Below are 21,882 nucleotides of genomic sequence, written 5' to 3'. Positions count from 1 at the left end.
GGAGCCGGCCTTCCAGAGCGTTTCCGAAAGCGGAAACGCTCTAACTTTTTGTTTTTACCCAATTCCGAACGGAAAACCGCTACACATTTTTCCTGGAATTGATCTAGAATTTTCGAGGATCTATCCCCTTGGTTTCAGGCCCGTAAGGGCTCGGATAGATTTCGCCGATGCTCATAAGCTCGATTTCGCCGTCGAGTGTCGAACCGATGATCCGGACCTCCGGGTCGTCGCAGCAGAACTCCCAGATCACCTGCCGACACTCGGCGCATGGCACGCCCGAGTAAGGCCCATGGCACACGATCGCTTCGATCTGGCGCTCGCCGGCGGCGGCCATCATCATCGCGGCGTTGCGTTCGGCATGAACCGATTGCTGCAGGGTGACGATCTCGACATTGCAAGCCGCAAATATCCTGCCTGTTTTGGTTCGGATGGCCGAGCCGACCTTGTGGTTCGAGTAAGGCGTATAGGCTTTTTCACGCGCCTCGGAGGCAGCGGTAACGAGATCCTGGTCAGCTTTTGAAAGCTCGTGGAAACGGCATGCGATCATCTGTCTTCTCCTATGCTGTCCCGTGTTTTTTCGGGCGAGTCGCTAGGCCGGCAACGAAGGGGATGGCGGACAGGATAAAGCCCACGAGCGACGCCGGAACGCCACCGGGCTCACCGGCGAGCACCAAAACCGCGGTCGAACCGGCGCCGACGATGATCGTCGTCAGCATCGACCAGACTGGGATGCGCCAGCCGAAAGTGGCCGACAACACTGGAAGCAGCAGCCCCGGTACATAGACAGAGAAACCGAGCATCAGGATGGTCACCACGCTCGGCACCGTCAAGGCGACGGCGAGAGCGATCAGACCGAGGAGAAGCAGGAGGATGCGGCTGGTCCACAGCCTCTCGCCATCGGATGCGTCGGGGCGAAAACGCGAGATCACGTCGCGCTGCAAGGTCGTTGCGGTCACCAGCAATGTCGTGCTCGCGGTCGACATCGCCACCGCCAGGAAAGCCGCGACCAGAAGGCCGATGAGCCCGGAGGGCAGCAGTTGCCGCATCAGGTCCGGCATGGCGTTCACTGGATTGGTGTCTGCCGGCAGCAGCGCCTTGGCAGCGATGCCAAGAAACGTCAGGATGACGCCGAAGACCGCCATCAGCACGAAGCCGTTGATCAGTCCCTTGCGCGCGGTGTCGGGCGAGTTGGCGGCAAAGACGCGTTGAAAGCCGATGGTGTCGATGAAGCCTGCCGGCAAAAGCAGGAACCACACGAAAAGCGTCGCGGGCGGCACGTTGCCGAACAGGTTGTAGAAATCGGGAATGCTCCGGGTCGCTTCGTAGACGCCTGAGACGCCGGGGCCGAAGACGACGATCAGCGGCGCGACGACGCCGATGACGATCAGGAAGATGACGGCCTGCAGCACGTCGGTCGCCACCACGGCGAGGAAGCCGCCGAGCATGGTGTAGACGATGACCACTAGGTAGGCGACGATTGCGCCGGTGGTCGGGTCCATGCCGGAAAACAGCGTGAAAATCATGCTGATGCCGAACACCTGTGCCGCGGCCCAGGCGAGATAATTCCAGCTTGTCACCAGCGAGGCAGCGACGCGTACGGAGTTGGGATAGTCGCTCGCCACGATGTCGGGCGTTGTCACATGCATGCGCTGGCGCACGATCTTGGCAATGAAGATGCCCATCAACAGCAGGCCGATCGGAAAGGTGAACCACCACCACGTCCCTGAAATGCCGTAGCGAACCACCATTTCCGGCGTGCCGAAGAGGCCTGCCAGTCCGGTCCAGGAGGCGAACGCTGAAATGGTCAGCCACAGCGGCCCCATGCGACGGCCGGCGACGATGTAGTCCTCCTCGGTCTTGATGGTGCGCGCATAAAACAGGCCGATGACGGTGACGACCGCCAGATAAAGCACGACGATCGCTATATCGAAGCTTCCCATTTCCCACTCCCTGCTTCTCCGGCCGAGCGACCGGACCGATGCGACGCTTCCCACGGCGCCGTTGGACCACAAATGGCTTGACGGCCAGTGATTAAATTCGTCACATACAAAAATCTTTTTTGCAAGTGCTGGAGACGAATGATGACGACAACCGGTAGCCAGGACATGATCCAGACCGATCTGCTCGATCGTGGCCGCCTGCGAATCGAGTGGATACGCTCGCGCATGTCCTTGCTTGCCGGTCTGCGATCGGAGTTCGAGAGCTTGCGCCCGTTCGCGGGTCGGCGCATCGGCGTCTCGCTTCACATCGAGCCGAAGACAGCCGTGCTGCTCGAAGTGTTGCACGCCGGAGGCGCCGAGATCGTCGGAACGGGCAATCACGGCTCGACCCAGGACGACATCGTTGCCTTCCTGAAAAGCCAGGGCATCGGCATCATCGGCCGTCGCGACGACACGCTGGCCGAACATCATGCCAATCTGGGACGAATACTCGATGCCGCACCCGACATCCTGCTCGACAACGGCGCCGACCTTGCCGCCGGAGCGGTGGCTCGCGGGATGGCTGGTTCCATTCTCGGCGGCACCGAAGAGACGACGTCCGGCGGTGACCGTCTGCGCGGCGAACTCGGCGGCAAGATCCCGTTTCCTTCCATCGTCATCAACGACAGTCCGCTCAAGCAGATCGGCGAGAACAAGCACGCCGTAGGCCAGTCGGTGGTCGAAAGCTTCATGCGCATCACCAATCTGATGGTTCCGGGCAGACGCTTCTGCGTCATTGGATACGGCTGGTGCGGGCGCGGTATCGCGCAGTACCTGCGTGTCCTGGGTGGACGGGTCGCGGTCGTGGAGGTCGACGAGATCAAGGCGCTCGAAGCCGCGCTCGACGGTTTTCGCGTTGCCGGGCTGGACCGGCTGGCTCCGTGGGCCGAGGTCTTTATCACCGCGACCGGACGCAATGGTGTTCTGCCGGCGCGCGTCGCCGGCGCGATGACGAACGGCGCTGTGCTCGCCAACTCCGGGCATTTCCCATGGGAGATCGACGTCGAAGGGTTGCGCGCGCAGGCGGTCAAGACCACCGATCTCGACGGGACGCTTGAACGCCTCGACTTTGCAGACGGGCGTCACCTGGTCCTTGTGGCCGACGGCCGTATGTTCAACCTGGCCGGCCGCGAACCGAAGGGCAATTCGATCGAGTCGATGGATTTCGGCTTCATGCTGCAGGCGCTTTCGCTCGAGCGCGTAGCCTCGGGGACCGGACTCGTTCCCGGCGCGCAGCCGGTGCCCGACGACATAAACCGCCGCATCGCTCGGCTGATGGTGGAGGCGATGGGCTCGGCCGCATGATCTGGATCGATGCCTGTTTCGCGACGCCGCGCTCTATAGTGTGGGACGAAATCCTGATTCGGGCGTCGGCGAGGTAAGGACATGGCCAGGAAGGATAGCGTGGAGACGCCGGATTATTCGGTCCCCGCGCTGGAGAAAGCCTTCGATATCATCGAGTTGCTGGCCAATCAGAAGGACGGCCTGAGCCAGGGTCAGATATCCGAGGCCGTGGGCCGCTCGATCCACCAGATCTACCGCGTGCTGCAGGCACTGGAAGCGCGGGGCTATATCTATCGCGAGCGGCCGGGAGGCCTGTATTTCCTGTCGATGACGATGTTCGAGCTGGCACACCGGCACGAGCCGCTGCGTGGGCTCGTCCAGATCGCGCTGCCGCAGATGCGGCGCCTCTCCGATGAACTCCAGCAATCCTGCAATCTCGGCATTCATTCGGCGGGCCGCGTTCTCATCCTGGCGCAGGTCGAGAGTCCGGCACCGTTCGGCTTCCGGGTTCGCGTCGGGGCCGAATTTCCGTTGTTTGCCACAGCGACCGGCCGGACGCTGATGGCATTTCAACCCGAAGCGACCGTCGAGAAATGGCTCGACGGTGAACCGCATGCGCGCGCGGCCGCCAAAGCGACACTCGGGATTATCCGGGAGCGAGGCTTCGAGGAACAGCCCGACGGGCTCCAGCCCGGGATCACCGATCTCGCCTTTCCCATTCTCGGACGATATGGCGACTCGGTCGCGGCGCTGACCGTGCCCTATGTGGCAACAACCTACAGCTCCCTCGACCAGGCGACCGTGCGACGCCACGCGGCTTCTGCCGCGCGCGAGATCGGGACGTTGATCGCACCGCGCGGCGAGAACGAATAAACCCCGCATACCTCGCTTCGGGTGCGATCGCTTGGCAGGCGGCAAGCCAAACCGAGCCAGCCACCTGCGGCTGTTCAATATCCCCCTTCGAAACGCCGATGCTGACAAGCAGCCCGGACATAGTCGATCATCGTGGTGAAATCGAATACCGGAAGTCGGATCCTCTCCTGCAGTGCCTTGGCATAGGGAGACAGGTTCGAGCATTCGAGCAGCACCGCGCCAATTGCCGGATTTTTCTGCACCAGTTCGCAGCCGGCCTCGACCAGTTCGCGTTCGACAAGCTCCGGGTCGATGGACCCTTCCTCCTTCAGGATGGCCGAACGGAACTCCGGCTGGTTCTCCATGCCGTTGACGAAGATGGTCCGGTCCCTGGCCGGGAAAGCTTTCGTCAGCATCTCTTCCGTCAGGCTCTGGGCGTTGGCGCAGACAATTCCAATCGCTTGCGACGGCGCCAAAATGGAGGAGATGAAAGGGAGCTGGAGCAGGCTGGACAACATGACCGGTATGTTCACCGATTCCCGCACCATCTCCTGGAAGTGCAGCATATAGCCGCAATCGCTGGTGATGGCTTTCACGCCTTGTGCTTCCAGAAAGCGCGCGGCCTCGATGATGTTCGACCTCAGCGTGAGGTCGCCCTCCTCGACCAGCCTCTGGATCGTGACCTCGGGAACCTTATGGTACAGGACCGGATAGTCGTAGGTGTACGCGTTGCCGACGTCACCCGGCACGAACGGATTGAAGCAGTCGATCATCAGGATGCCGATATCGTGGCCATAGCTGATGGCTCCTGGCCGTCCTGCAAGACGGGTCATTCCGGTCTTCCTTCTCGCTTCCCGCAATTCAGGCGGCGACCGTGACGGTCTGGTTCTGGATATGATGGGCCATCTTCTCGGCAATCATCATGGTCGACAGGTTGGTCGTTGCACAGGGTACGGAAGGCATCACGGAAGCATCGACCACGCGAAGGCCATTTACCCCGTAGACCCTGCCTTCGCTGTCGACGACCGCCGTCGCGTCGGTTGGCCTTCCCATCTTGCACGTACCGCATGCGTGCCAGTCGCCCTGTACGCCGGTGCGGATCCAATTCTCGAGGATACGTTCGTCGTTCAGGACTTTTTCGAGGGTAAAGCGGCTGTCGACAGCCTTGCCGAGAACAAAGCTGCGCGCCGCGCCGCCGAAATCGAGAAACGAGGCTGCCACGCGGGTCTTGAGGTCGTTCAGGCGGGTCTTGGCTGCCAGATTGCGGATCGAATCCGCATAGATGCCCGGCCAATGGCTGCGGACGAATTCGCTTGCCGGCGCCTTGCTCAGAATGTCGCTCACCCAGAGTGCGGTGGATTTCATCCGGTCGAGGTCGCGGGGGTCCGACAGGTAGTTGAAGGCTACGAAAGGATGCTTGCCGGCACCGGGTTCCTGCAGTTGAAGATAGCCTTTCGAAAAGGCCTTGTTCGGGCCGAAATTGACCATGGCCAGACGCTTGCCCAGTTCGCTCCACGCGAAACGGCCGGAAACGGTGAGCTTCATGTCAGTCGAAGGGCAGCCGGCGTGGCCGGAACTCCAACGCATATGCATCAACAGGTTGCTCTTGATGTAGTTCTCCATCATTCCCGTCGGGTGCAGATACACAGCGAAGCCGATCAGCGGGTGATCTTGCAGGTTGTGTCCGACGCCTGGGCGGTCTGCCAGCACCGGTATGCCCATGTCCTGCAGATGATGGCCAGGACCGATACCGGCCCTGAGCAGCATGGCGGGCGAATGGATGGCGCCGGCCGACAGGATGATCTCCTCGCCTTTGAATGTCTGCACCTGGCCATTGCGCCTGACCTTGACGCCTGTCGCGGTCTTGCCCTTGAATTCGATGGCTTCGACGAAACTGTCACTCAGGATGGTCAGGTTCCTGCGGGAGCGCGTTGCCTCGTCGAGATAGCCGGCGGCGGACGAGACCCTGTGATCGTAGATGTTGTTGCGGGTGAACGGGAAACAGCTGTCCGTCGGCTCGGCATGGCAGTTGTCGACATAGGGAATGCCTCGCGCTGCGACCGAGTCGCGCATCGCCAGCGCGAACTTGCTCCAGTGCTTCGGGAAGGTTCGCCGGATCGGGATCGGCCCTGGTCGCTGGCCGTTGGTCTCCGGGAAATCGATGTCGTTCTCAAGCTTCTGGAAAAACGGCAGGCAGGCTTCATAGGACCAGCCCTCGGCCCCGAGCTTTTCCCATTCGTCATAGTCGGAAGGGATGCCGCGAATGGCGACCTGGCCGTTGACGGTGGAACCGCCGCCCATCACCCGCGCCTGTTCGTAACGACGCGGCTTCATCTCGGCCTCGACCTCTTTCGGCGAACGGTTGCCGACAGGATCGGCGAAGGCGGTTAATTCGGTCCAGTAGCGATTGGGCTGGAAATAGTCTGGCAGGAAGGAATCGCCGTAGATCGAGCGTGGCACATCTTCCGGCGGGGTGTCGGGACCGGCCTCGATCAGGCAGACATTGTCCTTGCCGGAGCGCGTCAGTCGATTTGCAAGAACGCAGCCCGCCGATCCGCCGCCAACAATGATGTATTTGTAATTCATGCGGATTTCCCGTCAGATCTCTGAAGCACTTCGGTGCGTGGCCGGAACCGATCCATTTTGAAGGCTAGCCGCCGAAGAAATCGATCAGAATACAAATTTAACTTCGGAGTGTAGCGAAAAGCTTGGAACATCCCGTCCCGGGAGAACGGCGTCGGATCGCGATCCCAATGGAGTTTGGAATGGCGCTCTGGTAGGACTGCGTTCGAAAAGCGTCTACCCGTTCGGGCGTGCGACATGCCGATGCAGCCGGGCTGGCTCTCTTTGGAAGGACCTGGATGAAAGACGTCAGCCTAACCCTGGTTCAAACATTCCATCTGGTTGCCAAGGAAGGCTCCTATTCCGGAGCGGCTCGCAAGCTGAACATATCTTACCAGTCGGTCGCCAACCACATTCGCAGGTTTGAACAGATCCTTGGCGAAAAGCTCGTCATTTCCGAGCAAGGCGCGAAATCGACCATGCTGACGGCACGGGGCAAGACGCTCTACCATCTTCTGGTGCCCGAGCTGGACGCCATGCTCAGCCGCCTCAACACGCTGGTCGACAAGGAGCGACCGGTTATCCGGCTCGGTATGCCGCAGGCGATCTTCTACTACCTGCTGCCGCAGGTGATCAGCGATTTCAACGAAATCCATCCGGACGTCCAGATCGTTTGCTACGAGCGGGATGTGGCGCTTGTCGATCTGATCAAGATCGGCCAGGTCGATGCCTTCATCACCGAGAGACCTTATGTCGGCGACGAGGTCGTCCAGCATACACTCGGCGCCTACAAGCTGTTCCTGGTCTACCCTTCCGACTGGCCCGCGCCCTCCAGCTTGCCGTCGCTGGCCGACTGGGCGGACGGGCGGCCTTATGTGACGTTCGAGCCCGGTCACATGCTGCGCAATATGGCGCTGGACCTGATGCGCCAGGACGGCAAGGCACCGCAGGTCGCGATCTCGGCCTCATCAAGCTCGAGCGTCAAGCGCTGCGTGGAAAAAGGTCTTGGCTTCACCATCCTGCCCGGATGGACGCTCGACGGCATTGGCGACAATCTTTCCACCGTCCTGCTGGACGAGCTGAAGGAGATCCCGGTCTATTTCGGAGAGTCGCGCTATCTGGCGAAGAACCCGTATATCTCGTTGCTGCGGGATCTGTGCGCCAAGAATTTCTCCCTGTTCTTCACGCCCGGCAACACCGTGGTGGAGCAGTAACGCCGGGATTTGTACTCGCAGCGGCGCGTCAGCGGTCAGGCATCAAGGCCGACCTGGGTGGCGAATTTCACCGTGAGATAAGCATCGACCCCCTCGGTGCCGCCTTCGGAACCGAAGCCGCTGTCCTTGACACCGCCAAAGGGGTGCTCGGGTAAACCAAGGCCATGGTGATTGATCGAGATCATGCCGGCCTCGATGCGATCGGTGATCTCGGCTGCAGTCCTGGCGGAAGAGGTGTAGGCATAGGAAGCCAGCCCATAGGGCAGGCGATTTGCCTCCGCCAGCGCCTCGTCGAAATCGTCAAAGCGGTTGATCAGAGCTAGAGGGCCGAATGGTTCGACATTCATGGCCATGGCATCGGTCGGGACGTCGGAGACCACGGTCGGTTCGAAGAAATTGCCCTGATTGCCGATGCGCGCGCCGCCATGGCGCAGCTGCGCGCCCTTGGCGACAGAGTCGGCCACCATGGCTTCCATCGCCGCAATGCGGCGGCTGTTGGCGAGCGGCCCCATGACGGTGCCTTCATCCATGCCGTTGCCCACTTTCATCTCGGCCGTGTGACGCACGAAATGATCGGTGAACCGATCGAACAGCTTGCTGTGGACGAGAATGCGTGTCGGGGAGCCGCAGACCTGGCCGGCGTTGCGGTATTTCTTGCTGCTGAGAATCGCGGCGGCGCGCTGCCAGTTGGCGTCTTCGAAGACGATCGCCGGGGCATGACCGCCCAGTTCCATGGTGATCTTGGTGAGATTTTGCCCGGCAAGCGATGCCAACTGGCGCCCGACGGCCGTCGAGCCCGTGAAGGACAGTTTCTTCACGCGCGGATCAGCGATCAGCCGTTCCGAGATCTCGTTCGGCGTGCCAAAGAGAAGATTGAGCGCGCCAGCAGGCAAGCCTGCCTCGTCGAATGCCTCAGCCATTGCCGCGGGCGCGCTCGGCGTCTCTTCCGCCGCCTTCAGGATGACGGTGCAGCCGGCGGCAAGGGCGGCGGCAACCTTGTGCGCCGCCGTGTTGATCGGAAAGTTCCATGGGCTGAATGCCGCGACCACGCCGACCGGTTCCTTCAAGACCATCTGACGCACGTCGTGCGCGCGGCCTGGTATGATGCGGCCATAGGTGCGACGGCCCTCCTCGGCGCTCCAGTCGATGAGATCGGCGGTGACCGACACTTCCGACAACGCTTCGACGGTCGGCTTGCCCTGCTCGCGCGTGATCATGGCGGCGATACCTTGCGCCCTATCGCGGATGATGTTGGCAGCCCGGCGCAGGAGGGCGGAACGGTCATATGGGCTCGTCAGCCGCCAGGTCTGGAAGGCGGCGGCGGCGGCATCTATGGCCCTGTCGATGTCGGCGATCTCGGCCTTGGCAACCTTACCGCAGACTTCGCCGGTGGCCGGATCGTGGACAGGACGCCACTGCCCTGCCTCCCCTTCCTGCCACTGGCCGTCGATCCACAGCATCGTCGTCATGCCTGCCTCCTGCGTCTTTTTCAAAGAAGATCCCGGCCTATTTCGAGAAGCGCCTTTCGAGATAAAGCGTGAGATAGGCGAGCGGGATCAGAATGAGCGAAAAGAAGATCGCCAGCGTCGTATAGGCTTCGATCGGCCTGAACTCCTGGTCGGCAACATTCTTCGTGTTGAGGACAAGTTCGCTATAGGCGATCAGCGAGGCGATGGTGGTCAGCTTGATGATCTCCATCGCCTGATTGGCGAAGGGCGGGATCATCTTGCGAACTGCCTGGGGCAAGACGACCAGCCTCAAGGTCTGCCAGCGCGACAGGGCTAGCGACCGCGCCGCCTCGTACTGGCCCTTGGAGATGGAGGCGATGCCTCCCTTGAAGATGCCGGCGATATAGCTGGCGCTGTAGAGTGAAAATGCGATCACCGCCGCGATGAAAGGCGTCAACTGCATGCCGATCAGGACGGGCAGCGCGTAGTAGATCCACAACAGTTGCACCATGGAGGGCGTGTTGCGAAAGATGCCGATAAAGCCCTGGGCCGGCAGCCGCACCACTTTCCGGTTCGAGGACAGGGCGATGCCGAGCAGCAGACCCGCCAATGTGCCGAGCACAAGACAGACCGCCGCCAGAATGAGTGTGCCTTCGAAACCTCTCAGCAGATAGGGAGCATTCTTCCAGATGCTGGAGAAATCCCAGCCGAAATTGTTCATGCGTGGCCTCCCGAAACGGAAAGCCTTCTTTCCAGATAGGCGGCCAGCTGGTTCAGGGTGAAGATGACGACGAAGTAGATGCCGGCGATGATCGTGTAGGTCTCGAGCGGGCGGTAGGTGGTCGAGGAAATCAGCGACGCCTGATAGGCCAGTTCGCCGTATGCGATACCCGCCGCCAGCGCGGTGCCCTTGACGATCTCGCTGAGCACGTTGACCAACACCGGCACGATCGTGCGCAGGGCCTGCGGTGCGATAACCAGCCAGAACATCTGCCCCAGATGCAGACCAAGCGCCCGCGCCGCCTCCCACTGTCCGACAGCGACGGAGGAAATGCCGGCGCGAAAGACCTCGGCCAGATAGGCGGCATTCTGGAGACCAAGTGCCAGCGCCGCGGCCTGGAATGAGCTGAGACGAATGCCCGTCAGGATCGGGAAGGCGAAGTAAAACCAGATGATCAGGACCAGCAGCGCCGAGGTGCGGAAGAAATCGACGAAGCCGCGTGCGATGAAATACGGAAAGCGGTATTTCGACAGCAGCACGATCGATAGAGCAAAGCCGAGCGGGACCGCGATCGCCACCGTGGTCGCCGTCAGCTTCAGGGTCGCGACAAGACCGCTGACCAGCATGTCACTGCTGCGCAGAACGACGCTGAAATCCCAAGTATAGTTCATGCTTTCTCAGATCATCCGTTCGCGCATCAGCGGTACGGTCTTGGAGGGATCGAGGCCTCTCCAACGGGCATAATCCTCATAGGCGTTCTGGATTTCACTGGAATGGTAGAGATAGGCGATCGCGGTGCTGAGATAGTCGCGCAGGCGCGGATTGGTCTCGTAGGGCAGACCGCCGCCGGAGGGAATGGCGAACAGCGGCTTCGGGATGACGACGGTGCCCATCTTCAGCCTTTCGCGCAACAGATCCATCTCCGGCCCTGCTCCGGTGATGCCCTGGACACGGCCGCCCTGGAAGGCGGCATAGGTCTGCGAAGCTTCCTGAAAGCGGACGATGTTGGCCTTGGGCAGCAGCTTGGAGATGAACTGGTCCATCGATGTGCCGAGCATGACCGCTACAGCGAAGTCGGGCTTGTCGAGCTCGGACCACTTCGTGACTTTGATGTCATCTGTGACCAGAAGGTTGAAGGGGTTCCAGGCCATCTGAGTGGTCAGGAAGTCGATCGCAAGCGCGCGCAGCGGCGTACCGTCAAGGGATAGCATCACGTCGAATTGGCCTGCCTGCAGGCCGGCGACCGCCGTCGCCCAGGTGGTCTCGACGAGCTGGAGCTTTATGCCCATGGCATCCGCCAGCATCTTGGCTGTAGCGGGTCCGACGCCGCGCCAGATGACGCCGTTGGACTCCACGCCGCCCGGATCGGAGCTGCCGCTGGTGTCCTTGAAATACCATGGCTCGCTGTTGGCGGCGCCGAAGCGGATGACGCCGGCCTTCATGATCCGGTCCCAAGCATCTCCGCCCGCCGCCGCATCCTGTGCCCGAGCAGGAGACACGGCGGAGGCCGCCATTGCTGCAGCAACACCCATGACAGGAAGACCAGTCAGAAGATTTCTTCTTGATTCATCCATCTTGATACTCCCATTTTTCTTGAATGAACTCGCCAGTTATCTTGTTTATTTAGTATGGACGACGTTGGCATCGTGACGATATTTTAGCGAGAGACTATACAAAATCGTATGCCCATCCTATCGGCATTCTTGGATCATCGATGCCGCCAGCGACACGGTCAGATACCCGCCACCAGACCACCGTCAACGAGCAGGTTTTGGCCGGTGACGTAGCCTGACTGGTCGGACAGGAAGAACTCGACGACGCCGGCCAATTCATCGACCGTGCCGTAGCGGCCGGCGGGAATCTTGGTCAGCCAGTCCTGGTCGATGGGACGGTTGTCGACAAAGCCGGGCATGATCGAATTGATTCGCACACCGTCGCCCGCATATTCGCGCGCCACCAACCGGGTGTAGTTGGACAGCGCGGCGCGCAGCGCGCCTGAGACAGCGAATTTCCTGTTGGGCTGGACAGCCGCATGCGAGGATATCGTCACGATCGATCCGCCGCCCGATTTGCGGAACACGGGCAACAGCAGACCCAGCAGGACGGCGAGCGGCATGACGGTCAAATCGAGCCCGGTGTGCCATTCCTGTGACGTCAGGCCGAGCAGTTCGCCCTTTCTCGGATGACCGGTACTGATCACCGCGCCGTCGATCGTGCCGAATTCCTCGACGGCCGTGTCGACCAGATGGCGAAGATCGCTTGCGTCGGTGACGTCGCCACATACGGCGATCCCGTCCAATTCCCGGGCAAGCTCGATCACCTGATCGGAGCGGGCCAAAAGCGCCAACTGCCAGCCTCTCTTTGCCAGATACCGCGCGCATCCCGCGCCGAGCCCCGAACCGGCAGCGGTGATGATGGCCGTTTTTCTCGCCTTGTCGATCATGATGCCCACCTCGCTAAAAGGCTGCTTGAACGAAGCGTCGCGGTTTCAGGCCGAGTGCGAACCATTCGATGAAGTTCACGACGTCGAAGACGGGAAGCCCGGTGGCCCGCGCGACGGCTGGCGAGTGCGGTGGCATGTTGGTGCATTCGCAAACGATGGCGCCGACGTCTGGATTGTTCTTCACCAACTCGCGCGCCGCGGCGACCACCTCCGCCTCCAGCACCTGGAAATCGCCTTTGGCATGCCGGTCGCCATAATATTGGCGAAAGAGACTGTTGGCCGGCAGTCCCACCGTCGGCGTGTCTTCCGGAGCGCCGGCGGCGGCGAAATGGCGAGGTCCGAGCGAATCGGAAGAGTAGGTAAGCACGCCGACACGCTTTCCGGCGGGCAAGATCTGTTGGACAAGCGGTATCTGCAGCAGGCTGCTCGTCGCCACCGGAACCGGGAGCGCTGACGAGAGCTCTTCCTGAAAGACGGCCAGAAAACCGCAGCTCGTGGCGATGCCGCACACACCGGTCTCGACAAGCTCGTTGGCGGCCGTGATGAATGGCTCGAGCAGGCCTTCTGCGCCGCCTTCGACCACGCGTTCGGGCCGGGCATCCTTAACGATCTTGAATTGAACGGGTATCGACCAGGTCATGGCGTTGCCGACATCGCCTCTGAAGCGATGAAAATGCGTGTCGAGCATCAAGATGCCGATCGGGAGATCGGCGACGGTGCCGGCTGCACGGGCGGGGGTCGGGACGATGGGGCTCATGGCTCTTCTCTCAGTCCGGGGTTTCAAGGCGTCTTTGGAAAGGATCGTCTTCGATTTCGGCAGCGCAGAGAGCGGCTACCGAGACCGGACGGATGGGCCATCTCGGATAGCCTCGCCCCCGCCCTTCAAGGCTCACCGGATCGAACCCGGCTAGCCTCGCGACATTGGCGCGGCAGAAGCGACCTTGGCAGGAGCCCATGCAGAAGCGTCCAACCAGACGCGTTTCGAAGGCTGATCTGCCGGTCCCGAGCGCGTCCAGATCGGCTTTCCGCGAACCGTCGCAGCGGCAGAGAATTGTCCGATCCTCGATGGAAGCCGGTTCGGATCCCGTCAGCGTCCCAAGCAGGGCTTGCAGTTTCCGCGCCCGGACGACAGCACGCGGCTCCTTGGAGGCAGTCCTTTCGCCCTTCAGGACGGCATCGAGACGTTCGGCGGCGAAAGCGCCGTCGGCGATTGCCGCATCGGCACCGAGGACTTCACGGCAGTCTCCCGCTTTCGCAATGGGAAAACCGTTGAGATCGGAGCCTCTTGGCAGGCCGACATCGTTCGGTCGCAGGCCATTGCCGACGACGAGCGTATCGACCTCGTAGTCACGGATTTTTGCCTGCCCGACGCGTACTTCGACCGCGAGTCGATCGCCCCGTGTTGTTGCCTTCAAAACCCTGACCCCGGTGCGGTAGAGGACGCCGGAGAGAAACAGCGAACGGGCGTAGGACAGGGTTTCGAATGCCGCCGCGGGATTGGCCAACAGTTGAAGCCCGGCCCAGGGGTTGCGCCAAGGTGTGCCCTGCTCGAGCAGGGCGAGCGGAGGCCGGTTGACTGCTGCAAGTTGAGCCGCAACCGCAAAGGGCAGCGGTCCAGAGCCCGCAACCATCGCCCGGCCGTCCATGAAACGACCCGTTTCCTTCAGAATCATCTGGGCGCCGCCGGCGGAGACTACCCCTGGCAGGTCCCATCCCTCGAAAGGTTCGATGTGCTCCATCGCGCCGACGGCGAACAACAGGGCTCCGGGCCTGACCGGCCGGACATGTCCCGTCGCACGGTCGTCGAGCAGTACCTGCCCGGTATTGTCGATGCCGATGAACACGGTGCGAAAGCAGATCCGCACGCTGGCGGCAACTGCTTCCAGCCGCCGAGTCAAACCCGCCCAGTTGTGTTCATGACGACGGCTCAACAGAGAGATGCCTGGAGCGGCAGCTTGGCGATAAATTGCACCGCCCAGCCGGTCCCGTTGTTCGACAAGGGTAACGGTATGACCGCGCTCGGCCAGAGCCGCCGCCGCGGAGATGCCTGCCGGTCCACCGCCGACGATGAGGACAGACATCTCAGGCATCTTCCGTTTCCCTGAAGGGTCTCAGGCGCATGCCGGCGCAGGCGATCGTGATACAGGCTTCGAAAGGGGGGCCATCCTGATCCGAGACGAGGCAGGATTGACAAGCGCCGATGCCGCAGAAATAGCGGGCCCGTGTGTGGCTCGAATACGCGCCGAAGTCGGTGACGCCGGCGAGCATCAGGGCCGAAGCAACGGTCTGGCCGCTGGAGAACGGGATTGCGCGGCCGCGCCAATACAGCACTCCGTTCACGCCGCCACTCCGCTCGGCGCCAGCCTCGTGGGGTCGAATGCGGCAATGTCCACCTCATGGTCCCTGCCAAGAAGCAGGTCGGCGACGATGCTGCCCGTCAGGGGGCCGAGGCAGATGCCGTCGCCCTCGAAACCCGTGGCGATCAAAAGATTGTCGACCTCCGGGTGAAAGCCGACGATCGGAATTCCGTCGTGTGAGGCGCTGCGTACGCCGGAGAAGGTACGGATAACCCGTCGTGTCATCAGCGGCGGATAGAGCTCGATCGCTTCCCGCAGGATTGCCGAGATGGCGCCGACATCGGTGCCGGTATCGACGCGATTGTCCTCACGTGTGCCTCCGATCAGGAACTGACCGGTCAGCAGAGGGTCGATGACAAGGCCAATGGGCGACGGCGGTGCCTTGGCGCCACGTCGCTTGGCGGCGATGTAGGTGGCGGCCATGACCTGGCCATTGAAGGCCACTTCTCCTGGTCGAGCGCTGTCGGTGATGATGATCTGCCCCTTGCGCGGAAAAATCGCCTTGGTGAAGCCGCATAGACGCCCGGACTCCAGGCCCGCGGCCACCACAACGAAGTCGGCGGCGATCTCGCCTTGAGACGTGACGATGCCGGTTACCTTGTTCTCGACTTGTATCAGGCGCTGACACGCGCAGTTGCGCAGCACATCGAGCTCGGCCAGGCGCAGCAGGCGTTCGGTTATCTGGTAGCCGAGCGCATGACCGTCATTCTGCACGATGACACCGCCATGGACGCATTCTCCGAGATCGGGAATCTGCCCGACAAGCCCGGCACGGTCGGCGACTTCGATCGCTTCCCCCGCCGATCTCAAATCGGAAGCATGGAGCTCGAGCAACGCCATCTCTTCGGTGGACCTGGCAATGAGGTAGGTCGGGCGGCGCTGATAGAGACCGGCCAGAACGCCCTCGTCGGAAAGACGCGCATAGAGGCCGCGCGCCTGCTGGGCAAAGGCCATCAACATGCCGGGTTGCTTGCTGGCGACAGAGATGGCTCCGTCGGACGAACCGGTGGCGCCAGCCGATGGCGACGAAGAATCGATCAGGACGGCGCGGATGCCCGCGCGGGCCAGGAAATAGGCGACCGATACGCCGACAATTCCCGCGCCGATGACCACCACCTTGGGCGCTTGCGCCATTTCCGATTTCCGGGCCGATCCATTGAAGTGGCCGCAGTTTTTTTGAAATAGAACGGCAAGTCGATCCTAATGAAAGGGTCGTTCTTGTTCGATTTTTTTTAGGTTGGCTCGGACTCCGTGGAAAACCGGTGGGCAAGACGTGCCGCTACAAAAAAGAAACATTGAAGAGGCCGGATTATTGTATTTCAGCGCCTTCGCGATGCTGAAATATTCTGCCCCGTTTCGACGTGAGCCGGCCAATCCCTCAAGGATACTCTGCAGCGATTGAGGTCCTGAAAGATTTCCCGGTCTGGATCGAGTTGTCTTGCCGACGGAGCGGATATGAAGCTGAAGGGCGGGTTCACCAACTACGGGGAAGTCATCGGTGTCATCATGCTGGACACGCGTTTTCCGCGTCCCGCTGGCGATATCGGCAACGCCCGATCCTACGATTTTCCAGTCCGCTACAAGACAGTACAGGGTGCGCTGCCGGTCAGGATCATGGGTGATGATCCCGATCCCGAATTGCTGGAACCGTTTATAGCCGCCGCACGGGAACTCGAGCGCGAGGGCGTCAAGGGGATCACGACGAGCTGCGGTTTCCTGGCGCCATTCCAGAGGAAACTGGCCGAGGCGGTCAACATACCGGTCTTTGCTTCCGCCCTTCTACAGGTTCCTGTTGCCAGCGCGCTCATCGGCAAGAACCGGACAGTCGGTGTGTTCACCGAGCGCAGGCAGCATATGAACGATCGCCACTTCCAGGGTGTCGGCTGGTCGCAGAAGGACCTCCGCATCCATGTCCAGGGCATGAAGCCCGATGCGAAGTTCCCGCAGGTCTATATCGGCAATCAGACGGAGCTCGATTTCGATGTGCTGCGAGCGGAGATGGAAGACATGACGCGCGACTTCCTGCGCGACTGCCCCGATGCCGGTGCCATCGTGCTGGAATGCACCAATATGTGCCCCTTCAGCACTTTCATCGCAAACATATCCGGGCTGCCGGTGTTCGACATCAACACGATGATCAATCTCTTCATGAATGCGTCGCGGCCGCGCGTGTTCGAACAGGCCTGAACGAGCGGGCAGGCTTAGCGGAAAGCAGGAGCAGGAACGATCATGAACGGTGCAGCCGCGCTTGTCGAAATGCTCGTCGGCTATGGTGTGGAGGTGATCTTCGGCGTGCCCGGCGACACCAATGTCGCGCTTTATCAGGCGCTGAAGGCAAACGGTGGACGGCTGCGTCACGTAACCTGCCGCGACGAGCGCTCGGCTGTCTTCATGGCGGACTGCTATGCCCGTCTTACCGGAAAGCCCGGCGTGGCCGAAGTGCCGAGCGGTGCGGGCGCCATGTACGGCCTGCCCGGCGTCGCTGAGGCGACGCAGTCGTCGGTGCCGCTGATCCTGCTCGTCAACGACATACCCCAGCCAGGCATGGGGCGCGGAACGCTGACCGAATTGCCGGTAACGGAGCTGTTCAACCCTATCGCCAAGAGGGCGGAGGCGTTGGGCAGCATTCAGAAACTGCCGGAAGTGGTGCGGCGCGCCTTCCGGTTGGCGACGGGAGGCAGGCCTGGTGCGGTCGTCCTCTCGCTGCCGGAAGACATACTCTACGAGACCCTGCCGGACAGCGCCTCCCTGCATGTCGAGCAGCGCTGCCGGAGCGCCCCTTCCAGCCGGGTACATGCGGCTGCGAGTGACGTCGAGATGGCACTCGAGACACTGCATGGATCGAAGCGCCCGCTGATCGTCGCCGGTGGTGGCGTCAACCGATCGCAAGCGGGCGACATGCTGACCCGGCTGGCCGAAAAACTGATGATCCCGGTGGTGACCACCATCACCGGTCAAGGCGTCATCCCCGACGACCATCGGCTGGCTATCGGCATCATCGGCGACAACGGCTTTCATCCCCATGCGCTGTGGGCGCTGCGGCAGGCCGATCTTGCCATCTATGTCGGCTGCCGCATGGGCTCGGTCGCGACCATGAACTGGAAGTTGCCGACAGACAATTCAGCGACCAGGATCATTCAGATCGACATCGATCCCGGCATCATCGCCAACACCTACGACGTTGACCTAGCAATGGTCGGCGACGCTCAGGCGGTCCTGTCCGACCTTTACGCGCGGGCACCTGTGGCTGTACCCGACGCACGCGAGGAATGGATCGCCGAGATCAATGGTCGCCGCAAGGAATTCTGGCGCGGGACCGAGCCCCGGCTGAAAAGCGTGCAAGCGCCGCTCCTGCCGGAGCGGGTGATCGACGCTCTGGCTGGACATCTCAGTGGGCCATGCAACGTCATTTCCGACGCAGGCACGCCGACGCCCTATTCGACACGTTTCCTGCGTCTCGATCACCCGCGCTCAAAACTGGTGATTCCACGCTTCTTCGGAGGGCTGGGCTACGCCATCCCGGCGGTCGTCGGCGCGCATTTTGCCTGTCCGGAAATGCGCTCGGTGGCGCTGTTCGGCGATGGTTCGCTCGGCATGTCGGCAGGCGAACTGGAGACGATTGCTCGCCTGAAGGTTCCGGTGGTGCTGATCCATTTCAACAACGCCTGCTTCGGCTGGATCAAGGCGCTGCAAAGAGTGCAGAGCGCCGGCCATGACAATGAAGGGACTTTCGGCGTCGACTTCAGCAATCTCGACATGAGCAAGCTTGCCCAGGTCTATGGCATACGCAGCTTCCGGGTACAGACCTCGACGGAGCTGGAGCAGGCGCTTGCCGCTGCCTTCGCCTCGGACGAGCCGGTTTTCGTCGACATCGTGGTGGAATCGATCGCTGACCGGCTGCCGCCTGTCTTTTCCTGGCTGGAGAAGAGCGGCGTCGATCCGGAAGATGTCGGGACCGGAGCAAGACATCGCTCAAGCCTGTCGCACTCCGTCGAGACAAGCGAACAGGCTTCCAGACCCTGACCGTCATAGAGAAATCAACTTGGAGGATCTCGCATGTCGAAGCTCAAGATTTCCGGCTCGTTCGTCGCCCTGGTCACGCCCTTCAACGAGAATGGCGCTGTCGATCTCGGCGCCTTCCGTTCATTGCTCGACTTCCAGCGCAGGCATGGCACGGCCGCTGTGCTGATCATGGGTTCGACCGGCGAAACATCGATGCTTTCGCCGGAGGAAAAGCGGGCCATCATTGTCGAGTGCTCGAAGATGAAGACGACCGATATGGCGATCTTCTACGGCTGCACTGGCAACAACACCGACACAACCATCGCCAATGTGCGCTTCGCGAGGGACAATGGGGCCGACGGCGCGATCCTTGCCGCGCCGTCCTATATCTGCGCGCCGGAATCCGACATCGAAAGCTTCTTCCTCGAAGTCGCGGACGCAACCGACCTGCCGCTGGGAGTCTACAACAATCCGCCGCGCGTGAAGACCGACCTGCATTGGGAGCAGTTGTTGCGCATCTTCAAGCATCCGAACTATGTCATTCACAAAGAATCGACTGCTCGCGTCGGCCAGGTGGCGCAGGTGCTCGCCGGTCGGCCGGACGTTTCGGTGATGTGCTGCGACAGCCCCAATCTCGGCTTGGTCGTGCCCACGATGAGCCTTGGCGGACACGGCACGGCCAACATGACCGGCAATATCGCGCCGGCGGAGCTAGCCGTGATCTCCAGGCCATGGACCGGCCACGCCGAGGCCGGCGACTTCAAGGAAGCGTATCTGAACCTCCTGCCCCTGTTGCACTACACCTATTCGGCAATCAATCCGGTGGCGGTGAAATCGCTGATGAAGGCGCTGGGCATGCCGGTCGGTGCCCTGCGCAAGCCGCTGACGTCCCTGCAAGGGGAAGCGCTGGCCAAGGGCGTTCGCGTCATCGAGGCGCTCGGGCTCGACAGGAAATACGGTTTTTCGATCGACCGCGCGGCGCTTGCCGCCTGAGCGACATCCGATTGTCTCCGATTTTCAGGCGGCGGGCTCATGAAGATAATCGTGCTTGGTGCCGGTGTGGTTGGGGTCACGCTCGCGCACTTCCTCAGCGAGGACGGGCACGAGGTCGAGGTCATCGATCGGCAGCCTGGCCCGGCGCTCGAGGCGAGTTTCGGCAACGCCGGCGGTGTCTGCCCGAGTTTCGCGGGTCCCTGGGCGGCCCCGGGCATGCCGTTCAAAGTGCTGAAATGGATGCTGACGAGCAGTGGACCGTTGGTCTTCCGCCCACGGTTCAGCAGCCGGCAATGGCGCTGGCTGCTGCAATTCGTGCTGAACTGTTCGCCACAGCGCTTCGCAGTCAACAAGCAGCGCATGCAGCGCATCGCCCATTACAGCAAAGCCCGGCTTGTCAAACTTCGACAGGACACGGGCATCTCCTATGACGAACGGACAGGCGGCGTGCTGCAGACTTTCGTCACCCAGCAGGAATTGGAGGGTGGAGTGCGGTCGAGTGCTGTGCTGAGTGAACTGGGCATCGACCACCGCCTCGTCGACGCCCGGGAGGCCGCATGGATCGAGCCGTGCCTCCTGCACGCGAGAAAGCCTTTTGCCGGCGGACTTTATCTTCCTGACGACGAGGTCGGCGACTGCCACCGCTTCACCAGCACGCTGGCTGGGCGATTGGCTGGACGCGGCGTGTTGTTCCGCTACGGCACGACCATCCGCAACATCAGCATCTTCGGCGGCAAGGTCGAGAGCATCGACACTTCATCCGGCAGTTTCACGGCCGATGCCTATGTCGTGGCGCTGGGCGCAGAGGCGCCATTGCTGCTTTCGCCGATCGGGGTCAGTCTGCCGGTGTACCCCCTGAAAGGCTATTCCCTGACCGCGCCCATCGTCCGGGACGAAATGGCGCCCGGCTGTGCGATCATGGACGAACACACCAAGATCATGGCAAGCCGGCTCGGCAACCGGCTGCGCGTGGCAGGCATGGCCGAACTGGGCGGCTACGACAGGAGCGTGCCGGCCGGCATGGCGCAGGTCATCCGGGAGATCAGCGAGACACTGTTCCCGTTCGCCGCCGACTATGAAGCGGCGACCTTCTGGTCCGGCCTGCGCCCGATGACACCCGACGGTCCGCCTTTTCTTGGCAGCACGCCGATCGCCAACCTCTTCCTCAATGCGGGTCAGGGCTCGAACGGCTGGACGCAGGCCTGCGGTTGTGGGCGCATCGTCGCCGATATCATCGGTCGGCGCTCTCCGGAGATCGATATCTCGGGGCTGACACTGGAGACCAGATGAGCGATCCGCTGTTCCGACAGGTCCGCAGGACCTATCGATCCGCCTGCGACATGCTCGCCACCAGCTCCTCTGCGTCGGCGTCTGCATGGCGTATGGCCAGTTGGAATGCCGTGTCCGCGTCTCCGCTGACGATCGCCGCGATCAGAGGTTCGTGCAGGCCGGGTATCTCGCGCGGATCGTGGTAGAACTGGTCGGTCAGCTGGAGGAACATGCGCGTCTGTCCTTCCAGCTTGTTGTAGATGTCCATCAGCCGACGATGCCCCGAGATATCGATGACGGTGCGATGGAATTCGAAATCGAGTTCCACAAGCTTCTTGCGATTTCCGGCATCCGCAGCGGCCTGCATGGCCTGGAGCAACTTTTGTAGCGCCTTGCGGCCGTCGTCATTGATCCTCTTGGCGGCGAGCCGTGCACCGAGTGCCTCCAACGAATCGCGCAGCATCGAGATTTCGTAGATGTCGGCCTTCTCCACGGTGATGACGAAGTTGCCTCGCCTCGGGCGATATTCGATCAATCCCTGAGCCTGGAGGTCCTTCAATGCGGCGCGAATGGTGCCCTGGCTGACATTGAAGCGCGCAGCAAGGTCGAGTTCTATGAGGCGCGTGCCAGGCGCGAACTCTCCCTCGACGACAGCCGAACGCAATGCGTCCCCGATTTCCCGCTCGAGGCTGGAATGGGTATCGCCAGATATTGCGCCTTCGCGCTTGATCATCGATCAAATTCCATGGTCCCGCGCC

The 21,882-nt window shown here is 61.7% G+C and carries 21 protein-coding genes; 7 read left to right on the top strand and 14 right to left on the bottom strand.

The window, feature by feature from the left end; genetic code table 11:
- Positions 1–103 precede the first annotated feature (103 nt).
- Both AO692_RS13055 and AO692_RS13050 read right to left on the bottom strand, forming a co-directional pair.
- Entirely contained in the window at positions 104–547 is a 444-nt protein-coding gene (locus AO692_RS13055) for a cytidine deaminase (RefSeq protein ID WP_054310483.1), read from the bottom strand.
- 10 nt (positions 548–557) lie between these two features.
- Positions 558–1,940, bottom strand: coding sequence for a sodium:solute symporter family protein (locus AO692_RS13050; protein WP_054310482.1), 1,383 nt, complete (start codon positions 1,938–1,940; stop codon positions 558–560).
- 141 nt (positions 1,941–2,081) lie between these two features.
- Between AO692_RS13050 and AO692_RS13045 the strand changes: the two genes are divergently transcribed.
- Together AO692_RS13045 and AO692_RS13040 are read left to right on the top strand one after the other, a co-directional pair.
- Positions 2,082–3,284, top strand: a complete 1,203-nt coding sequence (locus AO692_RS13045; protein ID WP_054310481.1) for an adenosylhomocysteinase — start codon at positions 2,082–2,084, stop codon at positions 3,282–3,284.
- An 81-nt stretch (positions 3,285–3,365) separates the two neighbouring features.
- Positions 3,366–4,136: an IclR family transcriptional regulator gene (locus AO692_RS13040; RefSeq protein WP_082407345.1), complete on the top strand. Its 771-nt coding sequence runs from the start codon at positions 3,366–3,368 to the stop codon at positions 4,134–4,136.
- A gap of 74 nt (positions 4,137–4,210) precedes the next feature.
- Here the strand turns inward: AO692_RS13040 and AO692_RS13035 are convergent, their stop codons facing one another.
- Entirely contained in the window at positions 4,211–4,948 is a 738-nt protein-coding gene (locus AO692_RS13035) for an aspartate/glutamate racemase family protein (RefSeq protein ID WP_054310479.1), read from the bottom strand.
- Between the two features lie 28 nt (positions 4,949–4,976).
- Positions 4,977–6,701, bottom strand: coding sequence for a GMC family oxidoreductase N-terminal domain-containing protein (locus AO692_RS13030; RefSeq protein ID WP_054310478.1), 1,725 nt, complete (start codon positions 6,699–6,701; stop codon positions 4,977–4,979).
- Positions 6,702–6,976: 275 nt separating this feature from the next.
- Between AO692_RS13030 and AO692_RS13025 the strand changes: the two genes are divergently transcribed.
- Positions 6,977–7,891, top strand: a complete 915-nt coding sequence (locus tag AO692_RS13025) for a LysR family transcriptional regulator (RefSeq protein WP_054310477.1) — start codon at positions 6,977–6,979, stop codon at positions 7,889–7,891.
- A gap of 35 nt (positions 7,892–7,926) precedes the next feature.
- Here the strand turns inward: AO692_RS13025 and AO692_RS13020 are convergent, their stop codons facing one another.
- The 9 genes from AO692_RS13020 to AO692_RS12980 form a co-directional block, all read right to left on the bottom strand.
- On the bottom strand, positions 7,927–9,360 hold the full coding sequence (locus AO692_RS13020; RefSeq protein WP_054310476.1) for an NAD-dependent succinate-semialdehyde dehydrogenase: 1,434 nt from the start codon (positions 9,358–9,360) through the stop codon (positions 7,927–7,929).
- A 37-nt stretch (positions 9,361–9,397) separates the two neighbouring features.
- Positions 9,398–10,060, bottom strand: coding sequence for an amino acid ABC transporter permease (locus AO692_RS13015; protein ID WP_054310475.1), 663 nt, complete (start codon positions 10,058–10,060; stop codon positions 9,398–9,400).
- Entirely contained in the window at positions 10,057–10,731 is a 675-nt protein-coding gene (locus tag AO692_RS13010) for an amino acid ABC transporter permease (RefSeq protein ID WP_054310474.1), read from the bottom strand. Before AO692_RS13010 ends, AO692_RS13015 begins: the two co-directional genes overlap by 4 nt.
- A gap of 6 nt (positions 10,732–10,737) precedes the next feature.
- Positions 10,738–11,502: a transporter substrate-binding domain-containing protein gene (locus AO692_RS13005; RefSeq protein ID WP_054310473.1), complete on the bottom strand. Its 765-nt coding sequence runs from the start codon at positions 11,500–11,502 to the stop codon at positions 10,738–10,740.
- Between the two features lie 290 nt (positions 11,503–11,792).
- Positions 11,793–12,503: an SDR family oxidoreductase gene (locus AO692_RS13000; RefSeq protein ID WP_152979825.1), complete on the bottom strand. Its 711-nt coding sequence runs from the start codon at positions 12,501–12,503 to the stop codon at positions 11,793–11,795.
- A gap of 13 nt (positions 12,504–12,516) precedes the next feature.
- Positions 12,517–13,260, bottom strand: a complete 744-nt coding sequence (locus AO692_RS12995; protein ID WP_054310471.1) for an aspartate/glutamate racemase family protein — start codon at positions 13,258–13,260, stop codon at positions 12,517–12,519.
- A 10-nt stretch (positions 13,261–13,270) separates the two neighbouring features.
- The gene (locus AO692_RS12990) at positions 13,271–14,593 is read right to left on the bottom strand and encodes an FAD-dependent oxidoreductase (RefSeq protein WP_054310470.1); all 1,323 of its coding nucleotides are present in this window, start codon (positions 14,591–14,593) and stop codon (positions 13,271–13,273) included.
- The gene (locus tag AO692_RS12985; protein WP_054310469.1) at positions 14,586–14,843 is read right to left on the bottom strand and encodes a 2Fe-2S iron-sulfur cluster-binding protein; all 258 of its coding nucleotides are present in this window, start codon (positions 14,841–14,843) and stop codon (positions 14,586–14,588) included. The genes AO692_RS12990 and AO692_RS12985 overlap by 8 nt, the downstream gene beginning before the upstream one ends.
- Entirely contained in the window at positions 14,840–15,994 is a 1,155-nt protein-coding gene (locus AO692_RS12980; RefSeq protein WP_054310468.1) for an FAD-binding oxidoreductase, read from the bottom strand. The genes AO692_RS12985 and AO692_RS12980 overlap by 4 nt, the downstream gene beginning before the upstream one ends.
- A 321-nt stretch (positions 15,995–16,315) precedes the next feature.
- On the opposite strand from AO692_RS12980, the gene AO692_RS12975 reads away from it, so the two are divergent.
- From AO692_RS12975 to AO692_RS12960, 4 genes are read left to right on the top strand one after another with little or no spacing between them, the layout of a single operon-like run.
- Entirely contained in the window at positions 16,316–17,047 is a 732-nt protein-coding gene (locus AO692_RS12975; protein ID WP_054310467.1) for an aspartate/glutamate racemase family protein, read from the top strand.
- A 42-nt stretch (positions 17,048–17,089) separates the two neighbouring features.
- On the top strand, positions 17,090–18,883 hold the full coding sequence (locus AO692_RS12970) for a thiamine pyrophosphate-binding protein (protein WP_082407343.1): 1,794 nt from the start codon (positions 17,090–17,092) through the stop codon (positions 18,881–18,883).
- Between the two features lie 33 nt (positions 18,884–18,916).
- Positions 18,917–19,855: a 4-hydroxy-tetrahydrodipicolinate synthase gene (locus AO692_RS12965; protein WP_054310466.1), complete on the top strand. Its 939-nt coding sequence runs from the start codon at positions 18,917–18,919 to the stop codon at positions 19,853–19,855.
- 39 nt (positions 19,856–19,894) lie between these two features.
- Positions 19,895–21,145, top strand: a complete 1,251-nt coding sequence (locus AO692_RS12960) for a D-amino acid dehydrogenase (protein WP_054310465.1) — start codon at positions 19,895–19,897, stop codon at positions 21,143–21,145.
- Between the two features lie 31 nt (positions 21,146–21,176).
- On the opposite strand, the gene AO692_RS12955 is transcribed toward AO692_RS12960, so the two are convergent.
- Positions 21,177–21,857, bottom strand: coding sequence for a GntR family transcriptional regulator (locus AO692_RS12955; protein ID WP_054310464.1), 681 nt, complete (start codon positions 21,855–21,857; stop codon positions 21,177–21,179).
- Positions 21,858–21,882 lie beyond the last annotated feature (25 nt).

Source organism: Mesorhizobium sp. 1M-11 (assembly GCF_001303895.1).
In the GTDB taxonomy this organism is placed as follows: domain Bacteria; phylum Pseudomonadota; class Alphaproteobacteria; order Rhizobiales; family Rhizobiaceae; genus Mesorhizobium.
Note: the sequence above shows the minus strand (reverse complement) of the source record. Positions and strands in the feature narration are given on the sequence as shown.

Bases quoted from the DNA above. Each gene is read 5' to 3' on its own strand.
- AO692_RS13040 (WP_082407345.1), top strand. From the start codon at position 3,366: ATGGCCAGGAAGGATAGCGTGGAGACGCCGGATTATTCGGTCCCCGCG.
- AO692_RS12995 (WP_054310471.1), bottom strand. From the start codon at position 13,260: ATGAGCCCCATCGTCCCGACCCCCGCCCGTGCAGCCGGCACCGTCGCC.
- AO692_RS12965 (WP_054310466.1), top strand. From the start codon at position 18,917: ATGTCGAAGCTCAAGATTTCCGGCTCGTTCGTCGCCCTGGTCACGCCC.
- AO692_RS13035 (WP_054310479.1), bottom strand. From the start codon at position 4,948: ATGACCCGTCTTGCAGGACGGCCAGGAGCCATCAGCTATGGCCACGAT.
- AO692_RS12970 (WP_082407343.1), top strand. From the start codon at position 17,090: ATGAACGGTGCAGCCGCGCTTGTCGAAATGCTCGTCGGCTATGGTGTG.
- AO692_RS12955 (WP_054310464.1), bottom strand. From the start codon at position 21,857: ATGATCAAGCGCGAAGGCGCAATATCTGGCGATACCCATTCCAGCCTC.
- AO692_RS13025 (WP_054310477.1), top strand. From the start codon at position 6,977: ATGAAAGACGTCAGCCTAACCCTGGTTCAAACATTCCATCTGGTTGCC.
- AO692_RS13050 (WP_054310482.1), bottom strand. From the start codon at position 1,940: ATGGGAAGCTTCGATATAGCGATCGTCGTGCTTTATCTGGCGGTCGTC.
- AO692_RS13015 (WP_054310475.1), bottom strand. From the start codon at position 10,060: ATGAACAATTTCGGCTGGGATTTCTCCAGCATCTGGAAGAATGCTCCC.
- AO692_RS12975 (WP_054310467.1), top strand. From the start codon at position 16,316: ATGAAGCTGAAGGGCGGGTTCACCAACTACGGGGAAGTCATCGGTGTC.
- AO692_RS12960 (WP_054310465.1), top strand. From the start codon at position 19,895: ATGAAGATAATCGTGCTTGGTGCCGGTGTGGTTGGGGTCACGCTCGCG.
- AO692_RS13055 (WP_054310483.1), bottom strand. From the start codon at position 547: ATGATCGCATGCCGTTTCCACGAGCTTTCAAAAGCTGACCAGGATCTC.
- AO692_RS13010 (WP_054310474.1), bottom strand. From the start codon at position 10,731: ATGAACTATACTTGGGATTTCAGCGTCGTTCTGCGCAGCAGTGACATG.
- AO692_RS13030 (WP_054310478.1), bottom strand. From the start codon at position 6,701: ATGAATTACAAATACATCATTGTTGGCGGCGGATCGGCGGGCTGCGTT.
- AO692_RS13020 (WP_054310476.1), bottom strand. From the start codon at position 9,360: ATGACGACGATGCTGTGGATCGACGGCCAGTGGCAGGAAGGGGAGGCA.
- AO692_RS13045 (WP_054310481.1), top strand. From the start codon at position 2,082: ATGACGACAACCGGTAGCCAGGACATGATCCAGACCGATCTGCTCGAT.
- AO692_RS12980 (WP_054310468.1), bottom strand. From the start codon at position 15,994: ATGGCGCAAGCGCCCAAGGTGGTGGTCATCGGCGCGGGAATTGTCGGC.
- AO692_RS12990 (WP_054310470.1), bottom strand. From the start codon at position 14,593: ATGCCTGAGATGTCTGTCCTCATCGTCGGCGGTGGACCGGCAGGCATC.
- AO692_RS13005 (WP_054310473.1), bottom strand. From the start codon at position 11,502: ATGAAGGCCGGCGTCATCCGCTTCGGCGCCGCCAACAGCGAGCCATGG.
- AO692_RS13000 (WP_152979825.1), bottom strand. From the start codon at position 12,503: ATGATCGACAAGGCGAGAAAAACGGCCATCATCACCGCTGCCGGTTCG.